Source organism: Chryseobacterium sp. CT-SW4 (assembly GCF_048572715.1).
Lineage (GTDB): Bacteria > Bacteroidota > Bacteroidia > Flavobacteriales > Weeksellaceae > Chryseobacterium.
Window position 1 is genome coordinate 753,512 of sequence record NZ_CP183840.1, and the last position, 17,400, is coordinate 770,911.

The following is a 17,400-nucleotide window of genomic DNA, read 5'->3' on the forward strand; positions in this document are numbered from 1 at the left end:
AACTTATAACTCATCATTTATAAGTTTATAAAACGTTTAGGGTTTGTTCTTTGATTTTTTCAAGATCATCTTTCATCATAACGACTAATTTCTGAATGTCGGCATGATTTGCTTTTGATCCTAAAGTATTGATTTCTCTTCCGATTTCCTGAGATATGAAGCCTAGTTTTTTACCATTGAAATCCTCATTATTCATGACTTCAAGGTAGTATTTAAGGTGCTGGGTTAATCTTACTTTTTCCTCAGAAATATCCAGCTTTTCCGTGAAATAAGCCATCTCCTGATAAAAACGGGTTTCGTCTACATTTTCAAATTCTTTTAAAGACTTTTGATAACGTTCTTTTACACTCACCAATCTCTCTTCTTCGAAAGGAATAACCTCTGATAAATACTGATCGATATTCTGAATGTTCTTTTCAAGTTCCGTATGCAGTATTCCTCCCTCAGTTTTTCTGAACTCTTCAAATCTGTCTACAGCATTGTTAACGATGGCTGCCAGGGCTTCCCACTCTTCTTCGGTAAGATCGTCAGGACGTGAAGCAATGGCATCAGGAAATCTTACCGCCATTTTCAGATACTCAAAATCCGGTCCGTCGGAAGCAATGGTCCGAAGTTCCTGCATATAAGAATCGATGAGGTTTTTATTGATTTTTACGTCATTGGTTTCTTCCAGGTTTTCCAGCGTGATATAGCAATCTACTTTTCCGCGGATAATCCTGTCATTAAGAATCTTTCTGATTTCAAATTCTTTTTCTTTGTAGCGCAGGGGGATTTTGATATTCAAATCGAAGCTTTTGCTGTTGAGCGATTTAATATCTACGCATATCTTTTTACCTTCAAAAACACCTTCGGCTCTACCGAAGCCGGTCATTGATAAAATCATAGTTTTTTATTGTTGTACAAAGATAAACATTTAAATTAGCAATGTGAAATCTGTAAAGATTCCATTTGACCGATAAAATGAATGTGAACGGATGAAAAATTTAATTTCTGTTGTAGGCCCCACCGGAATTGGAAAAACGAGATTGGCAATTGATTTGGCGAAACATTTCAGTACGGAAATCGTTTCCTGTGATTCCCGGCAGTTTTTTAAGGAAATGAAAATTGGTACGGCTTCCCCCTCAGAAGAGGAATTAAAAGAAGCACCTCATCATTTTATAGGAAATCTTTCTGTCACAGACTATTATTCTATCGGCCAGTATGAACTTGATGCTCTGGAAAAACTGGAAGAGCTTTTTAAGCAGTATGAGGTGGCAATTATGGTAGGGGGAAGTATGATGTATGAAAAGGCCGTAATAGAAGGACTTAATGATCTGCCCGAAGCCCATATCGGAAATCAGAAAAAGCTGGAAGAAATCCTGAATTCCGGAGGAATTGAAAAATTACAGGAAATCCTGAAAAAACTTGATACTGAATACTATGATGTGGTAGATATTCAGAATCCCCGAAGGTTGCTGAGAGCTATTGATGTGATGTGGCAGACAGGGAAAAAATATTCTGAGTTGATTTCAGATTCACAAGCTTCAAGAAACTTTAACGTGATCCGTGTCGGAATCGAAGCTCCGAGAGAAGAATTGTATGCCCGCATCAATAAGCGGGTAGAGCTCATGATGGAAAATGGTTTGATGGAAGAAGTGAAAGGACTTACGGAATACCGTGATCTGATAGCCTTAAAAACCGTTGGATATGCGGAGTTATTTAAATATTTAGATGGGGAATGGGATCTCGGTTTTGCGATCGAAGAAATCAAAAAAAACAGCCGGAGATATGCCAAACGTCAGTTGACCTGGTATAGAAAAGCGGATGATATTCATTATCTACAACTAGGTTATTCTGATCAGGACTTTCAGGATCTTATTCAATGGATTGATAAAGAGATAAAAAGTAAATAGCTTTTATGCTTAAATCTCCTTAAGCTCCCAATACAAAAAATGCGGTCCCATAAGAACCGCACTTCAACAATATAATTTAATTTACTACTTCCATCCTCCGCCGAGCGCCCTGTATAAATCTACAATACTGCTCAGCCGCTGCCTTTTAACCGAAGCAAGATTAAGCTCAGCCTGAAGAGAATTTCCCTGTGCTGTTATCACTTCCAGGTAATTGGCCATTCCTCCTTTATAGAGCATCTGGGCGCTTTTAATTCCTTCTTTTAATGTCCGTGACTGCTCCTCCGCCTTCTGCTCCTGAATTTTTAAATTTTCATTCGAAACCAGGGCATCCGAAACTTCACCCACTGCATTTAAAACAGACTGCCGAAAGGCCAGTACATTTTTCTCCCGCTGGATTTTAGCAACCTCCAAATCCGTTTTTAATTGTCGTTTTTGAAAGATCGGTTGAGTGATTCCTCCTAAGGCAGATCCGAATAAAGAAGCCGGAATCTGGAACCAATTATCAAACCTGAAAGAATTTACACCCCCGTTAGCAGTGATTTTCAGGGAAGGGTACATATTGGCTTGGGCAATACCTACCATAGCATTCGATTCCAACAATATGAGTTCCTGTTGTCTTACATCAGGCCGGCGGCTTACCATTGCAGCGGGAAGTCCGGCGGAGATATCCTGAGGCAGGGAAGTGTCAGACATTTCTATCCTACGGTTAATGGTCCCCGGCATTTCTCCGGTGAGAATACTTAATGCATTTTCCTGGATGGCTATATTCTGTTCCAGTTGGGAAATCAAAAGTTCCGTAGACTGTTTCTGTGCTGTCGCCTGCTGAACGCCCAAAGAAGTGGTATCTCCGCTTTCCCACATTTTTTGTGTGATCGTAAGAGTGTTATTGCTGAGTTCCAGGTTGTATCGGGCGATTTCCAATTGCTTGTCCAGCATTAATAAATTATAATAGCCCTGTGCAATTGCAGCAATGACCTGAGTCTGGATAGCTTTTGATGCTTCATAAGTTTGCAGGTACTGTATTCTGGAAACCTCTTTTTGATTTTTAATTTTCCCCCAGATATCCGCTTCCCAGGAAAGATTGAAGGCTGCATTATAATCTTCTACATGGTTCTGGCCTAAAAATAAGTTGAGACTTTGGCCGTTCATACTATTTTTGGAGGGCCTTGAAATCTGTCCCGAAACACCTATGCCGATATCAGGATATTGTAAATACCTTGCCTGGTTCAGCTTTGCCTGTGATGCTGCGACTTGTTGCAGGGCAATCTGTAAATCATAATTTTTAGTGATCCCTTTTTCAATGAGTCCTTGTAATACGGGATCCCTGAAAAATTGTTTCCATTCCAAATTCGCAATACTGGCTGTATCTGCGGTAGCCGTGGCCCGGAATTGTTCGGGAAGCGGTACGTCAGGCTCTGTGTAGGCAAGCTTTGAGACACAGGAAACTGAGGCCAGTGCGATTGCTATTGTGATTAAAAAGTTTTTTACTCTTTTCATTGTTAATTTTTTTAAGGGCTTTAATGAAGAGGTAAAGCCTGTTGTTCATAAATTTGTTTTTGAAGTTTTTTCTTTTTTCTGCTCGGCATTTTTTCATGCAGATACTGAAAAATGATATACATCACCGGAATGATAAAAATTCCGAATACTACACCGGTAAGCATTCCTCCTACGGTACTGATTCCGATCGAATGATTTCCTTTTGCGGAAGCCCCCTGTGTCCATACCAATGGAAGCATCCCGATAATGAAAGCAAACGAGGTCATTAAGATCGGTCTCAGACGAAGCCTTGAAGCCTGAAGAGCAGACTCTATAAGAGTTTTACCCGCCTTTCTTCTCTGTACGGCAAATTCAACAATAAGAATGGCATTCTTAGCGAGGAGCCCTACCAGCATGATAAGTCCTACCTGAACGTAGATGTTATTGTCAATTCCTGCCAGCCCTGTGAAGGCGAACACCCCGAATATTCCTGTAGGAATGGTCAGAATGATAGCAAAAGGAAGAATATAGCTTTCATACTGGGCTGCGAGTAAAAAGTATACGAATAAGATACTCAGCAGGAATATGAAGGCCGTTTGTCCTCCGGTTTTAATTTCTTCACGGGTAATACCTGTCCATTCATAGCCATATCCGCGGGGTAATGACTGTTGGGCTACTTCTTCTACAGCTTTAATAGCATCACCGGTACTGTACCCCGGCTTAGGGGTTCCGTTGATCGTTACGGCATTGAATAGATTGTTTCTCGTTACCGTTTCAGGACCGAAACTTCTTTTCAGGGTAACCAATGTTTTGGTCGGAACCATTTCACCCTGATTATTTTTTACGTAAATCCCTTCCAGGGAATTAATATCCGTACGGTAAGGAATATCGGCCTGCGCCATGACTCTGTAATATTTTCCGAAGCGGTTAAAGTCCGAAACGAAGCTACTTCCGAAATAGATCTGCATGGTCTGCATAAGATCCGACACAGAAACTCCTAATTGATTGGCTTTATCAGCATCCACTTCAATTGTGTATTGAGGATTTCCTGCTGCGAAAGTGGTGAATGCAAAGGCAATTTCTTTTCTTTTCATCAGTTCACCAATAAAAGCCTGGGTAGTTTGGCCCAACTGTTCAAAAGAACCATTGGTCTTATCCTGAAGCATGAATTCAAAACCGCTTACATTCCCGAATCCCTGTACAGTAGGAAAGTTAAAGAAAAATGCACTGGCATCTTTTACAGCTCCTACTTTTCCGGTTAATGCAGCAGCAATTTCATCGGGGTCTTTTAGGTCACCTCTGTCCTTGTAATCTTTTAATTTTATAAATCCGGCAGAGTAGGGGGAAGCATTGGCATTACTGATAAAGTTAAGTCCATCCGCTACCCATAAATGGTTAGTCGCTTTTTCTCCTTTTACGATCTTATCAATCTGCTCTGTTGCATTGTGAGTTCTTTCCAGCGAGCTTCCCGGTGGAGTATTAACGGCATACAATACAAACCCCTGATCTTCGGTAGGAATAAATCCTGAAGGAGCTTTTTTAATAAGGAATATACTCGCAGCAGTTATAATAACCAAACCTCCTATGGCCAGCCATTTATTTTTAATTAAAAACTTGACACTGTAAATGTATTTTCGTGTGATGGTATTAAAGGCTGCATTAAAAGCATTAAAAAACTTAGCTTTAAATCCTTTCTGCTGGCTGTGTTCTCCCTCTTCGCTCTGAGGATCATTAAGGAAGATAGCACATAAAGCAGGACTCAGTGTTAAGGCATTAACAGCGGAAATAAGAATCGCTATAGCCAGAGTGAAAGCAAACTGTCTGTAAAATACTCCTGCAGGTCCCTGCATAAATCCTACGGGAATAAAAACCGCACACATTACTAATGTTATGGAAATAATAGCTCCGGATATTTCACTCATCGAATTGATGGTGGCCTGCTCTACCGGCATTCCCGTATGTTCCATTTTGGAATGGACGGCTTCCACTACCACAATCGCATCATCTACCACAATTCCAATAGCCAGCACCAGGGCAAAAAGAGTTAACATATTAATACTGAATCCGAATAGCTGCAGGAAGAAAAAGGTCCCGATAATAGCTACAGGAACAGCAATGGCAGGTATCAGGGTAGACCTGAAATCCTGAAGGAATATATAAACTACAATAAATACCAGAATGAAGGCAATAACCAGTGTTTCCACAACCTGATGAATAGAAGCGTCAAGGAAATCTTTGGAATTATACATGATGATAGGTTTAATTCCTTTAGGTAAGGTCTTTGAAAATTCATCTACCTGTTTTTCGATTTCCGTCAGGATCTCATTCGCATTGGAATCGGAAGTCTGAAGAATTGCAAATCCTGATACAGGTTTACCATCTACACGGTTGGCAGCGGTATATGTATAGGAGCCGAATTCTACACGGGCTACATCTTTAAGCCTTAAAAATGATCCGTCGGTATTCGCTTTTATGGCAATATTTTCATAATCTTCATTTTTATTCAGCTTTCCTTTATACTTCAGAATGTATTCATAGGTTTCTTTGCTTCCCTGTCCTAGACGTCCCGGTGCTGCTTCAAGGTTCTGATTTTTAATGGCATTCATTACTTCCTGTGGAGAAAGGTTATTGGCAGCAAGCCTGTCCGGCTTCAGCCAGATACGCATAGAGTAATCCCGTGTTCCGAAAACCTGGGCCTGGGCAACTCCCGGAATACGCTGCAGCTGAGGAATGATATTGATCTTCATATAATTCTGAAGAAAAAGTTCATCATATTGCTTGGGATCTTCACTGTATAATCCCATAAACATAATAAAGCTGTTCTGTACTTTCTGTGTGGAAATTCCCGCCTGGGTTACCTCCTGGGGAAGCTGGCTCATCGCTTTAGAAACCCTGTTCTGAACATTTACAGCAGCATTGTCCGGATCTGAACCCTGTTTGAAAAAAACATTCAGGGTCATCGTCCCATCATTACTGGAGTTGGATGTCATATAGGTCATATTTTCCACTCCGTTTACTGCCTCTTCAATAGGAGTAGCTACCGAACGGGCAACAACTTCGGCATTGGCTCCCGGGTAGAATGCAGTAACCTGGACACTTGGTGGCGCAATGTCCGGAAACAGAGTAATAGGAAGATTAAAGAGGGACAAAACCCCCAATAATAAAAGTATGATGGAGATCACGGTAGAGAGTACCGGTCTTTCTATAAATTGTTTTAACATAATAGTTGATTTTTTTAAGTCCTCCGTATTTCAGACAGGAGTTACAAAGGTTTGGCTCTGAACAGGCTATCGGAAGAGATTGGTTTTGGATGGATGGCAGCACCTTCTTTCAGACTTCCTAATCCTGTGTATACTATTTTATCTCCTTTGGACAATCCTTCGGAAATGAAATAATAATTCTCTGTTTTCCCTGAAATACCAACAGGTTTGCTGCTTACTTTTCCATCTTTTCCAAGAACATACACATAGGTCTTATCCTGAATTTCAAAGGTCGATTCCTGTGGAATAATAACCGCATTGGAGAAAAGTTGTGGCATACGTATTCTTCCTGTATTTCCGGTTCTCAATGCTCCCTGTGTATTTGGGAAGACTGCTCTTACGCTGATAGCTCCTGTGCTTTTATCAAACTGTCCGTCCACGATGCTCATTCTTCCTTTTTCCGGATAGATGCTGTTGTCAGCAATTACAAGCTCTACCATAGGCATATTCTTTAATTTTTCTTCCAGGCTTGCTCCCGAATATTTATTCTGAAAGGCAATGAAATCCAATTCACTTAAAGAAAAGTAGGCATAAATCTCGCTGATGTCCGAAAGAAGGGTTAAAGGATTAGGGTCTGTCCTGGAGATAAGACTACCTTTTTTATAAGGGATTCTTCCAATATATCCGCTTACTGGTGCAACAATGGTCGTAAATCCGACATTGATTCTGGCGTTTCCTAAGGATGCCTTCGCCTGTGCAGCCGCAGCTACTGCAGCCGCATAATTGGCTTTAGCGGTTTTCAGCTGTACTTCGGAAACCACTTTTGCTGCTACTAAAGGTTCTAAGCGGTCTACTTCCACTTTTGCTTTCTGAATATTGGCTTGGGCAGCCTGTACATTGGCGGAAGCCATATTCACCTGTTCCCCGTAAGACCTCGAATCTATTTTAAATAGAGGTTGCCCGGCTCTTACAAAAGAACCTTCTTCTACATATATTTTGTCCAGGTAACCATCTACCTGAGATCTTATTTCTACATTGTTCTTGCCCTCCAAGGCGGTAGGAAATTCCTGATAGATAGTAGCAGGAGATGAGGTCACGGTATATACGGGAAGTTCGGGGGCAGGCGGAGCCTGATTAGAACTTTCTGCTGCTTTGGTGCAGTTTTGCAGAAGAATTATACTTGCAAAAAGTACAATAATCTTCGTTGATCCTAGTAGTTTCATATAATCCAATTTTTAAGTTTAAAATTTTTAGAGTGTTATTAACGGTGATATTTTATTTAACAGTGTTAATTTAATGAGCAGTAAAGTTCTGCATTTTGAAGATTATTATTAAACGTTTACATGATGAAAATTAATGAGAATTAAAAGAATTTATTTTACGTTAGATTTCCTAACGCTGTTACAAGTAAGGATATGCTGGTTTAAAAGAAAATAGTTTCCATTTTGTTTTGATTTTTAGTTTATTTTACTGATGATTAAGTAACTGATATTCAATGTTATTTTTCCTAACAGTGTTAATGTTTAGTTCAAAAAAAATTTATAAAGATTTAATAAATCCGGCAACAGTTTCATCAAGGGTTGTTTTATTCATGGTTTCCGGGATGTCAGATCTACGCATCATCATGATAGAAATCAATCCGTGAACCGCAGAAAAAAGTGCATGGGACATGTGGCAGGCATTTTCCGGAGCAGATCCGTTCTTCTTAATGATCTCATAAGTACATTCATAGATCATATCCTGGAATGAAGAGATTTCCTCTTTCATCTGTCCTTTACCACTGCATTGCATCCCCAGCCCAAACATCAGCTGGTAATATTCTTTGTTTTGAAAAGCAAAATTCCAGTAGGTGTCTACAATAGCAGTAAGCTGCTCTTCAGGAGTATCATATTTCTTCTTTGCCTTTACCAGTTCCTTGTGTAGCAACTTAAAACCATTCAAAGAAATTTCAAATAAAATAGCTTCCTTATTTTCAAAATAATCATAAACCACAGGAGCGCTGTACTCAATGGCATCTGCTATTTTCCTGATGGATAAAGCTCCCCAGCCTTCTGTTTGCGCCAAACCAAAAGCCGCCTGCAAGATATTTGCACGGATAGATTCTTTTTCTCTTTGTCGACGTTCATGTAGGCCCATGATATTTTTACTAACAGTGTTAGCAAAGCTACGGAGTTTTATTGATATCTTCCAAATATTATTTTAAAAATTTAACATTTCATGAAGTTTATAACCTCAATTGCGCAGTCTTAAAAGAAATTTTATCTTTGCTTAAAGAAATGTAAAGGATATGAATACTCCATCAAATATGTTGGCATTGGGTACCAAAGCTCCGTTTTTTGAGCTTCCTAACCCTTCAAAAACAAATGAAATACAATCCCTGGAAGAATTAAAAGGAGAAAAAGGAACACTCGTTATTTTTATGTGCAATCATTGTCCGTTTGTTCTTCATGTGATTGATAAGATTAATGAGCTCTATGAAGATTACAATGAAAAAGGGATAGAATTCATCGCTATTAATGCCAATGATATTGAAAAGTATCCGGCAGATTCTCCTGAAAAAATGATTGAATTTCAAATCGAAAGAAGGTTTGATTTTCCTTATTTATATGATGAAAGCCAGGCTGTGGCAAAAGCCTATGACGCTGCGTGTACTCCCGATTTTTATTTTTTCGATGAAAAGCTGGATCTTATTTACAGAGGCCAGATGGATGATTCAAGACCAGGGAACGGAAAGGATGTTACGGGTGAAGATTTGATTATAGCTTTTGAAAATCTTTTATCAGGAGAACCTCAGGAAGAAATCCAAAGACCCAGTATGGGATGTAATATTAAATGGAAATAATGAGATTATTCTAAAATAAAAATAAAGCTGTTCAATTCTTGGATGGCTTTTTTAAATTCCTAATAATTTAAATGGCTGATTGGGATGTGACGATTTATCAATAGGGGCGGGCTTTAGCCCGTTCCATTAAAAATAAATTCCTTAGGCTTTAGCCAAAACCTATTTTAAAGTTGTGATATTTTTATTCAGGTATTTTAAATATTCACCTCGTTGTGGGAATAATCTTTAATAAATTCCGAAGGAGTTTTATCCGTATATTTTTTAAACATTCTGTTGAAATAGGTCACATTATTAAAACCACAGCTATAGCTGCATTCTGAAATACTCTTGTTCTGCGCCATTAAAAGGCAGGCTTTATTAATCCGGTACCGGTTAACAAATTCAGTGAAGGTGATCTGCGTAGCTTTTTTAAAAAAATTACAAAACGCAGGTAAGGTAAGGTTGGCCAGTTTTGCTACCTCTTCAATAGGAATCTCTTTATCATAATTGTTTTCCACATAGGTGAAAATATTTTCCAGTCTTGCTTTATTTTTGGAAATAATAGTATAAGGCATGATTTCATTATTCAACAAGGTATAATCTTCACAGGTTGAAAGCTCAAATAAAATCTCCAACAATAGCAGATATCTTTTATAGCCTTCATTTTCCATCAACTTTTTAAGCTTGGGAAGAATTAATTTTTTAGTAGAGCTTCCATATAATATCCCATATTTTGAAAGTTCCAGAAGATTTTTAATAGAGCGGGCTTCCACTTCTTCAGCAGGAAACTGAAAAATTTCTTCCTTAAACTGAAGAACGATTTCTTCATGAGGATCAGTAGAATTTAACCCAAATCCGGAATGGGGAATATTGGAACCAATAAGTACGAGATCACCGTTGGTATAATTACTTTTATGATAACCCACATGTCTCGTCCCACTTCCGGCAACGATACATACCAGCTCAATCTCCGGATGATAATGATACGCCCAGTTAAATTCCGAAATGGGAGCTGTCATATGCAAAGAGCGAAAAGAACTTTTATCATCGGGAATCACTCTTTCAAAACTAACTTTCATTCAATTAATCTATTTTATGTTACTAAAATACTAATTATATTAATATAGTTCAAATATTGATTTACTACGTTAAATTAAGGTTAAGTTGAATGCACCTATCTTAGCCGGCAAGAATTATTGTAATGAAAAATTTCAATATAAAAGCAGTCTTGTTTTTAAATTATTTTGTTTTTGCCATTCTTCTGAATTCCGTAGGGACAGTGATTCTACAGGTTCAGCAGAACTTTGGAATTACAAAGTCGGCAGCAAGTGTTCTGGAAGGTTTTAAAGATCTTCCCATTGCAATCTGTTCTTTTGTTCTGGCATCCTTTCTGCCAAGATTGGGAATTAAGAACTCAATGCTTATCGGATTATTGATGGTAAGTATAATGTGTTTCGTGATGCCTTTTTCAAATGCCTTCTGGTTTTTTAAATTGCTTTTTGCAGTAGTGGGAATTGCTTTCGGATTAATTAAGATTTCTGTTTTTACTTCCATAGGCCTGGTAACTGATACTGATAAGGAACATGCCAGTTTTATGGGTTTCCTTGAAGGCTTCTTTATGATTGGAGTATTAGCAGGAAATGTGCTTTTCAGCCTGTTTATCAATGATCATGATGCACAGTCCACTACATGGCTTAATGTATATTGGGTGCTGGGAGGAATGTCTTTACTGTCATTTATATTCCTTTTCTTTTCCAGACTTGATGAAAGTGGGGTGAAAAATGAAAATACAAATGTATTGAGCGACCTTAAAAATAGTCTCAGCCTGTTCAGCTACAAGAAAGTTCTCTTTTTCTTAGTTTGTGCTTTCCTTTTCGTATTGGTAGAGCAAAGTTTTCAGACATGGACACCCACATTTTATAAAGAAATATTAAAAGTACCTACTTCGATGAGTATTCAGGCAGGTGCAATCCTTGCAGGAGCATTTGCCCTGGGAAGATTTTTATCAGGATTTTTCTCCAAAAAATTGAGTTGGATCTATGTGGTCACCTTTTGTATTATAGGCTTTGCAATCAGTATTTTACTGATCCTGCCTTTAACGCATCAGACGGAAATTAATTCAGATACAAACTGGCTGAACGCTCCGGCGGTGGTTTACCTTTTCCCGCTTATGGGTGGGTTGCTTGCCCCTATTTATCCGAGTATTAACTCTGTAATCCTTGCCTCCATTCCTAAATATCTGCATAGTGCCATGTCAGGGCTTATCGTGGTTTTTTCGGCTATCGGAGGAACATTAGGATCTATGATTACAGGCTTTGTATTTCAGGAATTCAGTGGACAGAGAGCTTTTTATTTATCACTGATCCCTCTTACCTTACTATTTGTGTCAGCAATTATAATGAACAGATTAAAAATAAATTCTAATCCATGAAAATGAAAAATCAGTTTTACCTGAGTGATATTCAGTCCCTTTTTGATGATGTTCAACGGGCTAAAATTTTTGAGGATCAAAAAACGATGACCGATGCGATACCACTGTATTCAACATCTGTCATCAACGGTAAATACGACCAAGAAAAACACAAGGAAGGTTTTGATTTAAAATCATTTGTATTATCACATTTTGATTTTATAAAAAAGGAAGTTAGCATCCAGAGAAAAGATATGCTGCCTATAGAGGAGCATATTGAAAAGCTCTGGGATGAACTTACCCATACAGCTTCAGAAGAAAAAGGGACTCTTTTGAAGCTGCCAAAACCTTATATCGTTCCGGGAGGACGTTTCAATGAATTTTTTTATTGGGATAGCTATTTTGTAATGTTGGGATTGCAAGTTTCGGGTCGGGTGCAAATGATGGAAAATATTGTTGAAAACTGTTCTTATCTTATACAGACTTTCGGTTTTGTACCGAATGCCAGCAGGACGCACTTTCTAAGCCGTTCACAACCACCTTATTTTTCTTTGATGCTTGAACTGCTTGCTGAAACTACAAATGATGAAAAAATATTCAGCAGGTATTATGATACACTGGAAAAAGAATATCATTTCTGGATGGATGGGGAAGAAGGTTTGGAAAATGGTTCTGCTACAAAAAGGGTAGTAAAAACTAAAGAAGGGGATATCCTCAACCGATATTATGATTCTGAAAATATTCCTCGCCCTGAAAGCTATCTTATAGATATCCATGACTACGAAAACTCAGATGGAGAAGAATTTTACAGAAATATCAGAGCTGCCTGCGAATCGGGTTGGGATTTCTCCAGCCGTTGGTTTGCCGATGGTGAGACTATTCAAAAAATAGAGACCCTTCATATTGCTGAGGTTGACCTGAACTCCCTGTTATGGCATCTTGAAAAAACGCTCGCCCATGTTTCTGAATTAAAAGGACACTCTGAAAAACAAAGATACTATCAGCAAAAGGCAGAACAGAGAAAATCAGCTATTGATCATTATTTCTGGGATGAAAGAACCGGGATATACCGGGATTTTCACCTTCAGAAACAGACACAGACAAAATCCAGGCATATTGCCACCTTATACCCGCTTTTTCTGGGAATAGCCAGTAAAGAGCAGGCGAGAGCCGTGTCAGAGATTATTGAAAAAGAATTTTTATATCCCGGAGGTCTTGTTACTACAACCAAACAATCCGGACAGCAGTGGGATCTTCCCAATGCATGGGCTCCTTATCAGTGGCTGGGTTATAACGGTTTAAAAAAATACGGCTTTGTACAATTGGCTGATACGATTAAAACCAATTGGTGCTCCAATATTGAAAGGGTCTATCATAATACAGGAAAGCTGATGGAAAAATATAATGCTCTGGATACCGAAACGAATGCCGGAGGAGGAGAATATCCCAATCAGGACGGCTTTGGATGGACCAACGGAGTATATCTGAAACTACAGAAATCTTAAAAAAAGAGAATTAAAACTAAAACTATATGGATATGAAAAAAAGATCGATCTTCTTGATGGCTGGTCTGGCTACCCTTTATTTTAATAATGCATATGGCCAGGAAGTGGAAAAAGATTCTACGAGAACAGCTTCTATTGACCAAGTGGTGATCACCGGAAACTCCAACCCGAAAAAGAAAATAGAATCGAGTACGGCAATTTCCACTTTTAACGCTAAAGAAATTCAAAAGCAGAACCCTATCAGTGCAGCTGCTTTGCTACAAAGAGTTCCCGGGTTTGCCGTAGAAACTTCAGGCGGTGAAGTAGGTAATAACCTTTTTGCAAGAGGTATTCCTTCCGCAGGAGCTTATGAGTTCGTACAGGTGCAGGAAGATGGACTGCCCGTTTTTGAAGATGGTGCGCTGCAGTTTGCCAATGCAGATAATTTTTTCAGAGTTGATAATACGGTAAACAGGCTGGAAGCTTTGAGAGGAGGTTCAGGGTCTATTTATGCAAACAATTCACCGGGAGGTCTTATTAACTTCATTTCAAAAGAAGGGACTAATGATTTTAAAGGAACGGCAAAACTTGAAACAAGCACGTACGGTCTTATGCGGACCGACCTGAATGTAGGAGGTGCTTTGGTTCAGGATAAATTATTCTTTAATGTAGGAGGTTTTTACAGAACAGACGACGGAATCCGAAAGACAGGTTTTAAGGCCAATAAAGGAGGACAGATCAGAATGAACCTGAAATATGTTTTTGATAAAGGATATGCCAAAATTTATTACAAGAAGCTTGATGATAGAAATACTTTTTACCTGCCTATACCATTAGTTCAGGATGGGAATAGCCTTAAAGAATTTCCCGGTTTTGATGCCAATTATGGAACATATAGCTACCGGGCGATCAGCCAGCTGAATATTCCTCAGGCAGGAGGAGGATTCTTCAGCAGAAACCTGGAGGACGGAATTCATCCGAAAGTAGATGTGGTGGGGGCAGAGTTTAAATATGACCTTGGAAATAACTTCAGTGTTATCAATAAAACCCGTTACACTAATATTAATATGAGCTATACAGGGATTTTCCCTTCCGGAGGACCTCAGTTAGCAAGCGATTTTGCGGGAAGCACTGGTATCACAGGGGATAATTATCAATATTCCTTAGTAGGAAGCGGACAGATAGTTAATCCTCAATATGTACAGAAATTAGGGTTTTGGGCAATTGATAAGCAGATGGATAATTTTGTCAATGATTTACAGTTCAATTATAAATTTGATAAAGGAAATGTTACTGCCGGATTTTATAAATCAAACTGGAAATCCCATCAGTACTGGAACTGGAGTAATATCCTTACGACAGCTACGGACAGACCACAACTGCTTAATTTGGTAGATACCTCTCTTAATGCTACGGATGTGGGATATTCCAAAACTTATAATGGAGTAACGGATATGTCTTTCTTGGTGCGGGATTCTCAAATCCAAGGTAGTTTAAATGACCTTTACTTGAATTTTGACTATAATATAACGGAAGACTTAAGCGTTAATGCCGGTCTGCGTTACAGCCGTGATTACTATAAAGGATATGCGGTGAATACAACAACTGCCAATCTGGATAATTCAGGATTAACTACGGATGGAACCCATAGTTTTGCAACGACTACTGCCGATGATAATATGAGCGTTTTAGGAAATAGGTATACCTATTGGAATTATGATATTGATAAAGTGTCTTATACCCTGGCAGCTAATTATAAAATTAACAGACAGAATGCAGTGTATGCGCGTTTTTCTCATGGATTCAGATCCCCGAATGAAGAGACTTATTATAACAATATTGCCGACCTGAGCCAGATCAAACCGGTGCAGACCAATCAATTGGAATTAGGATATAAATATTATACCCGTACTTTTGATGTTTCGGTAATTCCTTTTTATTCTACTCTTGATAATCTTTCTTTCTCTGATGTATATTCTGATGGAACTTCGGAAAATAAGTTCGCCAATACCACCAATATCGGGGTTGAACTGGAAGGATATGCGAGATTATTCAATAATCTATTGGAAATAAGTTTCAACGGTACTCTTCAGAATCCGAAATATAAAAACTTTACAGGAACAAATGCTGATGGAACCACTTTCGATTATGACGGAAATCTGGTAAGAAGAATTCCTAAGTTTTATTTCAATATTTCACCGGCTGTTAATATCACCAAAGAATGGAGGGCTTATGTAAGCTATAATTATTACGGGAAACGTTTCCAGAATGAAGCGAATACGGATGATAATATTTTACCTTCTTTCAGTGAATTTGGGGCAGGAACTTCATATCAGCTAGGAAAGATTCGTTTTGCTATTGATGCAACCAATATTTTCAATACCATAGGTATTACGGAGGGAGATCCGAGATCTCAGCTCAATTCCACGACCAATATAAGAATGGCAAGGCCTATTATGGGAGCGGCTGTCAGAGGATCTATAACTTTAGATTTTTAGGTACTGACTTTAAAAGAACAGAAAAGCTCATTGAATTATCTCAATGAGCTTTTTTTAGAACTGTACTTAATTATTTAATAACCAGGCATACTAATTTCGAAATACAAGACTGTTTGCTTGGTCACGGAACAGCCTTGTAAATCTATTAATAACCTGGGTTTTGTACCATATTTGGATTAAGGTTAATAGCATCCTGGGGAATAGGAAGTACAAATCTGAAGTTACCTGCAGGAAGCGTTTTTAAAGCTCCGGTAGGCGCATCTGTACCCGTTCCGTCGGCTTTTGAACCGTAATCGGATCTTACAATAGATTGTCCTAATCTTTTTAAAGTCCAGAATCTGTCATTTTCAAATGCGAGTTCCAGTCTTCTTTCATTATAGATGGCATTTAATAAATCTGTACCGGATTCCGTACCTGCTGTGTACGATGAATATCTTTGGGCTCTCAGAATATTAAGCAGTGCAAGAGCTCGGGTAGGATTAGCAGAAGAAGACTTCATATAAGCCTCAGCTACATTCAGGTAAACTTCAGCTGTTCTTAAAAGCTTGATATTCACTACATTTAGTGAAGTTGAGCTGGCTCTTGTTCTGTGTTTGATGACATGGTTATAAGCAGTGGTACCAAAGTTGGAAGTTAAAGTATAAGCTTCTTTTCTAATGTCAGTACTTCCCAGCTTAGTAAACAAATCGTAATTTACATTATATTCTGACTGGATCCCGTTTGAAAGGGTTTGATTGTAGGCTACACCCACTCTTACATCATCATCACTCACATTAGCATTAGGGATGATGAAAAGTTCTCCATCTTGCGAAGCATCTCTCCATATATTCACGAAATTATCTCTTGTGCCTACAGATGAACTGGCAGTAATACATTGTTCTCCGTACTCTATGGCCTTTTCGTAATCTCCTTTGTATAAATATACTCTGGATAGAAATCCTAAAATAGATGTTTTATTCAGTCTGGCAATACTTCCGTTATCTGAATTAATATTAGCCAGGGCTTCTTCCAGGTCTTTAATTATTTTATTGTAAGTAATTTCTACCGTAGCATCCCGTGACGGCTTTATATTCGTATCAAATGTAGTTACATAAGCGATTCCTAAAGATGATGAAGCGTTACTGCTTTGAGTCGGGATTTCAGCATACGCTCTTACCAGGTCGAAATGGGCAATAGCTCTTATGGCTTTTGCTTCCGCTTCAATATTTTTCATATAATCCGTATAAGGAACTTTGCTCAAGTTATCTAAAACTACATTGGCTCGGGAAATTACGAAATAAGCTGAAGAATATAAAGCGGTAACAGCTCCTGTTTGTGGAGTATAAGTCCACTCGTAGGCGGATTTATTGGTGAATCTTCCGTCCGGATTTAAAATAAGATTGTCAGCAAGTACATCTCCTAAAATAATGGAGTTCCCGGTGTCTCCACTGTAATAAATAGGACTTTTAAAAGCATCATAAGCACCATCCAATACCAGACGGTAATTGGCTTCATTATTGAAAATGGTTTCCGGTCTGTCCTGACTGTTAGGTGGGATATCAAAGCTTTCATCGCTACATTGAAGTGAAAAGAAAGACAGGGAAGATACTAAGAAAATATGATTGAATATTTTTTTCATA

12 protein-coding genes are annotated in these 17,400 nt (G+C 38.6%); 5 read left to right on the plus strand and 7 right to left on the minus strand.

Annotated features, from left to right (window positions below):
* Positions 1 to 25: 25 nt before the first annotated feature.
* Positions 26 to 883, minus strand: coding sequence for a YicC/YloC family endoribonuclease (locus tag ABJ974_RS03280; RefSeq protein ID WP_419869960.1), 858 nt, complete (start codon positions 881 to 883; stop codon positions 26 to 28).
* Between the two features lie 91 nt (positions 884 to 974).
* Here ABJ974_RS03280 and miaA point away from each other — a divergent pair, with 91 nt between their 5' ends.
* Positions 975 to 1,892, plus strand: a complete 918-nt coding sequence (gene miaA / locus ABJ974_RS03285) for a tRNA (adenosine(37)-N6)-dimethylallyltransferase MiaA (RefSeq protein WP_419869961.1) — start codon at positions 975 to 977, stop codon at positions 1,890 to 1,892.
* 84 nt (positions 1,893 to 1,976) lie between these two features.
* On the opposite strand, the gene ABJ974_RS03290 is transcribed toward miaA, so the two are convergent.
* From ABJ974_RS03290 to ABJ974_RS03305, 4 genes are all read right to left on the minus strand, one after another.
* On the minus strand, positions 1,977 to 3,389 hold the full coding sequence (locus ABJ974_RS03290) for an efflux transporter outer membrane subunit (RefSeq protein WP_419869962.1): 1,413 nt from the start codon (positions 3,387 to 3,389) through the stop codon (positions 1,977 to 1,979).
* Between the two features lie 20 nt (positions 3,390 to 3,409).
* A complete protein-coding gene (locus ABJ974_RS03295) occupies positions 3,410 to 6,589 on the minus strand; it encodes an efflux RND transporter permease subunit (RefSeq protein WP_419869963.1) in 3,180 nt (1,059 codons plus the stop codon).
* A 41-nt stretch (positions 6,590 to 6,630) separates the two neighbouring features.
* The gene (locus ABJ974_RS03300; RefSeq protein ID WP_419869964.1) at positions 6,631 to 7,791 is read right to left on the minus strand and encodes an efflux RND transporter periplasmic adaptor subunit; all 1,161 of its coding nucleotides are present in this window, start codon (positions 7,789 to 7,791) and stop codon (positions 6,631 to 6,633) included.
* 316 nt (positions 7,792 to 8,107) lie between these two features.
* On the minus strand, positions 8,108 to 8,704 hold the full coding sequence (locus ABJ974_RS03305) for a TetR/AcrR family transcriptional regulator (RefSeq protein WP_419869965.1): 597 nt from the start codon (positions 8,702 to 8,704) through the stop codon (positions 8,108 to 8,110).
* A gap of 151 nt (positions 8,705 to 8,855) precedes the next feature.
* Here ABJ974_RS03305 and ABJ974_RS03310 point away from each other — a divergent pair, with 151 nt between their 5' ends.
* Positions 8,856 to 9,410, plus strand: a complete 555-nt coding sequence (locus ABJ974_RS03310) for a thioredoxin family protein (RefSeq protein WP_419869966.1) — start codon at positions 8,856 to 8,858, stop codon at positions 9,408 to 9,410.
* A 194-nt stretch (positions 9,411 to 9,604) separates the two neighbouring features.
* Here the strand turns inward: ABJ974_RS03310 and ABJ974_RS03315 are convergent, their stop codons facing one another.
* A complete protein-coding gene (locus ABJ974_RS03315; protein ID WP_419869967.1) occupies positions 9,605 to 10,468 on the minus strand; it encodes an AraC family transcriptional regulator in 864 nt (287 codons plus the stop codon).
* A gap of 122 nt (positions 10,469 to 10,590) precedes the next feature.
* Between ABJ974_RS03315 and ABJ974_RS03320 the strand changes: the two genes are divergently transcribed.
* Genes ABJ974_RS03320 through ABJ974_RS03330 form a run of 3 tightly spaced genes read left to right on the plus strand, consistent with a single transcriptional unit; the run spans position 10,591 to position 15,781 of the window.
* Entirely contained in the window at positions 10,591 to 11,820 is a 1,230-nt protein-coding gene (locus ABJ974_RS03320) for an MFS transporter (RefSeq protein WP_419869968.1), read from the plus strand.
* Positions 11,817 to 13,304, plus strand: a complete 1,488-nt coding sequence (locus tag ABJ974_RS03325) for a trehalase family glycosidase (protein ID WP_419869969.1) — start codon at positions 11,817 to 11,819, stop codon at positions 13,302 to 13,304. The genes ABJ974_RS03320 and ABJ974_RS03325 overlap by 4 nt, the downstream gene beginning before the upstream one ends.
* Positions 13,305 to 13,336: 32 nt before the next feature.
* The gene (locus tag ABJ974_RS03330; protein ID WP_419869970.1) at positions 13,337 to 15,781 is read left to right on the plus strand and encodes a TonB-dependent receptor; all 2,445 of its coding nucleotides are present in this window, start codon (positions 13,337 to 13,339) and stop codon (positions 15,779 to 15,781) included.
* A 145-nt stretch (positions 15,782 to 15,926) separates the two neighbouring features.
* Here ABJ974_RS03330 and ABJ974_RS03335 read toward each other — a convergent pair whose 3' ends face one another.
* The gene (locus tag ABJ974_RS03335) at positions 15,927 to 17,399 is read right to left on the minus strand and encodes a RagB/SusD family nutrient uptake outer membrane protein (RefSeq protein ID WP_419869971.1); all 1,473 of its coding nucleotides are present in this window, start codon (positions 17,397 to 17,399) and stop codon (positions 15,927 to 15,929) included.
* Position 17,400 lies beyond the last annotated feature (1 nt).

Coding starts and splice junctions, on each gene's coding strand:
- ABJ974_RS03280 (WP_419869960.1), bottom strand. CDS start 883: ATGATTTTATCAATGACCGGCTTCGGTAGAGCCGAAGGTGTTTTTGAA.
- miaA (WP_419869961.1), top strand. CDS start 975: ATGAAAAATTTAATTTCTGTTGTAGGCCCCACCGGAATTGGAAAAACG.
- ABJ974_RS03290 (WP_419869962.1), bottom strand. CDS start 3,389: ATGAAAAGAGTAAAAAACTTTTTAATCACAATAGCAATCGCACTGGCC.
- ABJ974_RS03295 (WP_419869963.1), bottom strand. CDS start 6,589: ATGTTAAAACAATTTATAGAAAGACCGGTACTCTCTACCGTGATCTCC.
- ABJ974_RS03300 (WP_419869964.1), bottom strand. CDS start 7,791: ATGAAACTACTAGGATCAACGAAGATTATTGTACTTTTTGCAAGTATA.
- ABJ974_RS03305 (WP_419869965.1), bottom strand. CDS start 8,704: ATGGGCCTACATGAACGTCGACAAAGAGAAAAAGAATCTATCCGTGCA.
- ABJ974_RS03310 (WP_419869966.1), top strand. CDS start 8,856: ATGAATACTCCATCAAATATGTTGGCATTGGGTACCAAAGCTCCGTTT.
- ABJ974_RS03315 (WP_419869967.1), bottom strand. CDS start 10,468: ATGAAAGTTAGTTTTGAAAGAGTGATTCCCGATGATAAAAGTTCTTTT.
- ABJ974_RS03320 (WP_419869968.1), top strand. CDS start 10,591: ATGAAAAATTTCAATATAAAAGCAGTCTTGTTTTTAAATTATTTTGTT.
- ABJ974_RS03325 (WP_419869969.1), top strand. CDS start 11,817: ATGAAAATGAAAAATCAGTTTTACCTGAGTGATATTCAGTCCCTTTTT.
- ABJ974_RS03330 (WP_419869970.1), top strand. CDS start 13,337: ATGAAAAAAAGATCGATCTTCTTGATGGCTGGTCTGGCTACCCTTTAT.
- ABJ974_RS03335 (WP_419869971.1), bottom strand. CDS start 17,399: ATGAAAAAAATATTCAATCATATTTTCTTAGTATCTTCCCTGTCTTTC.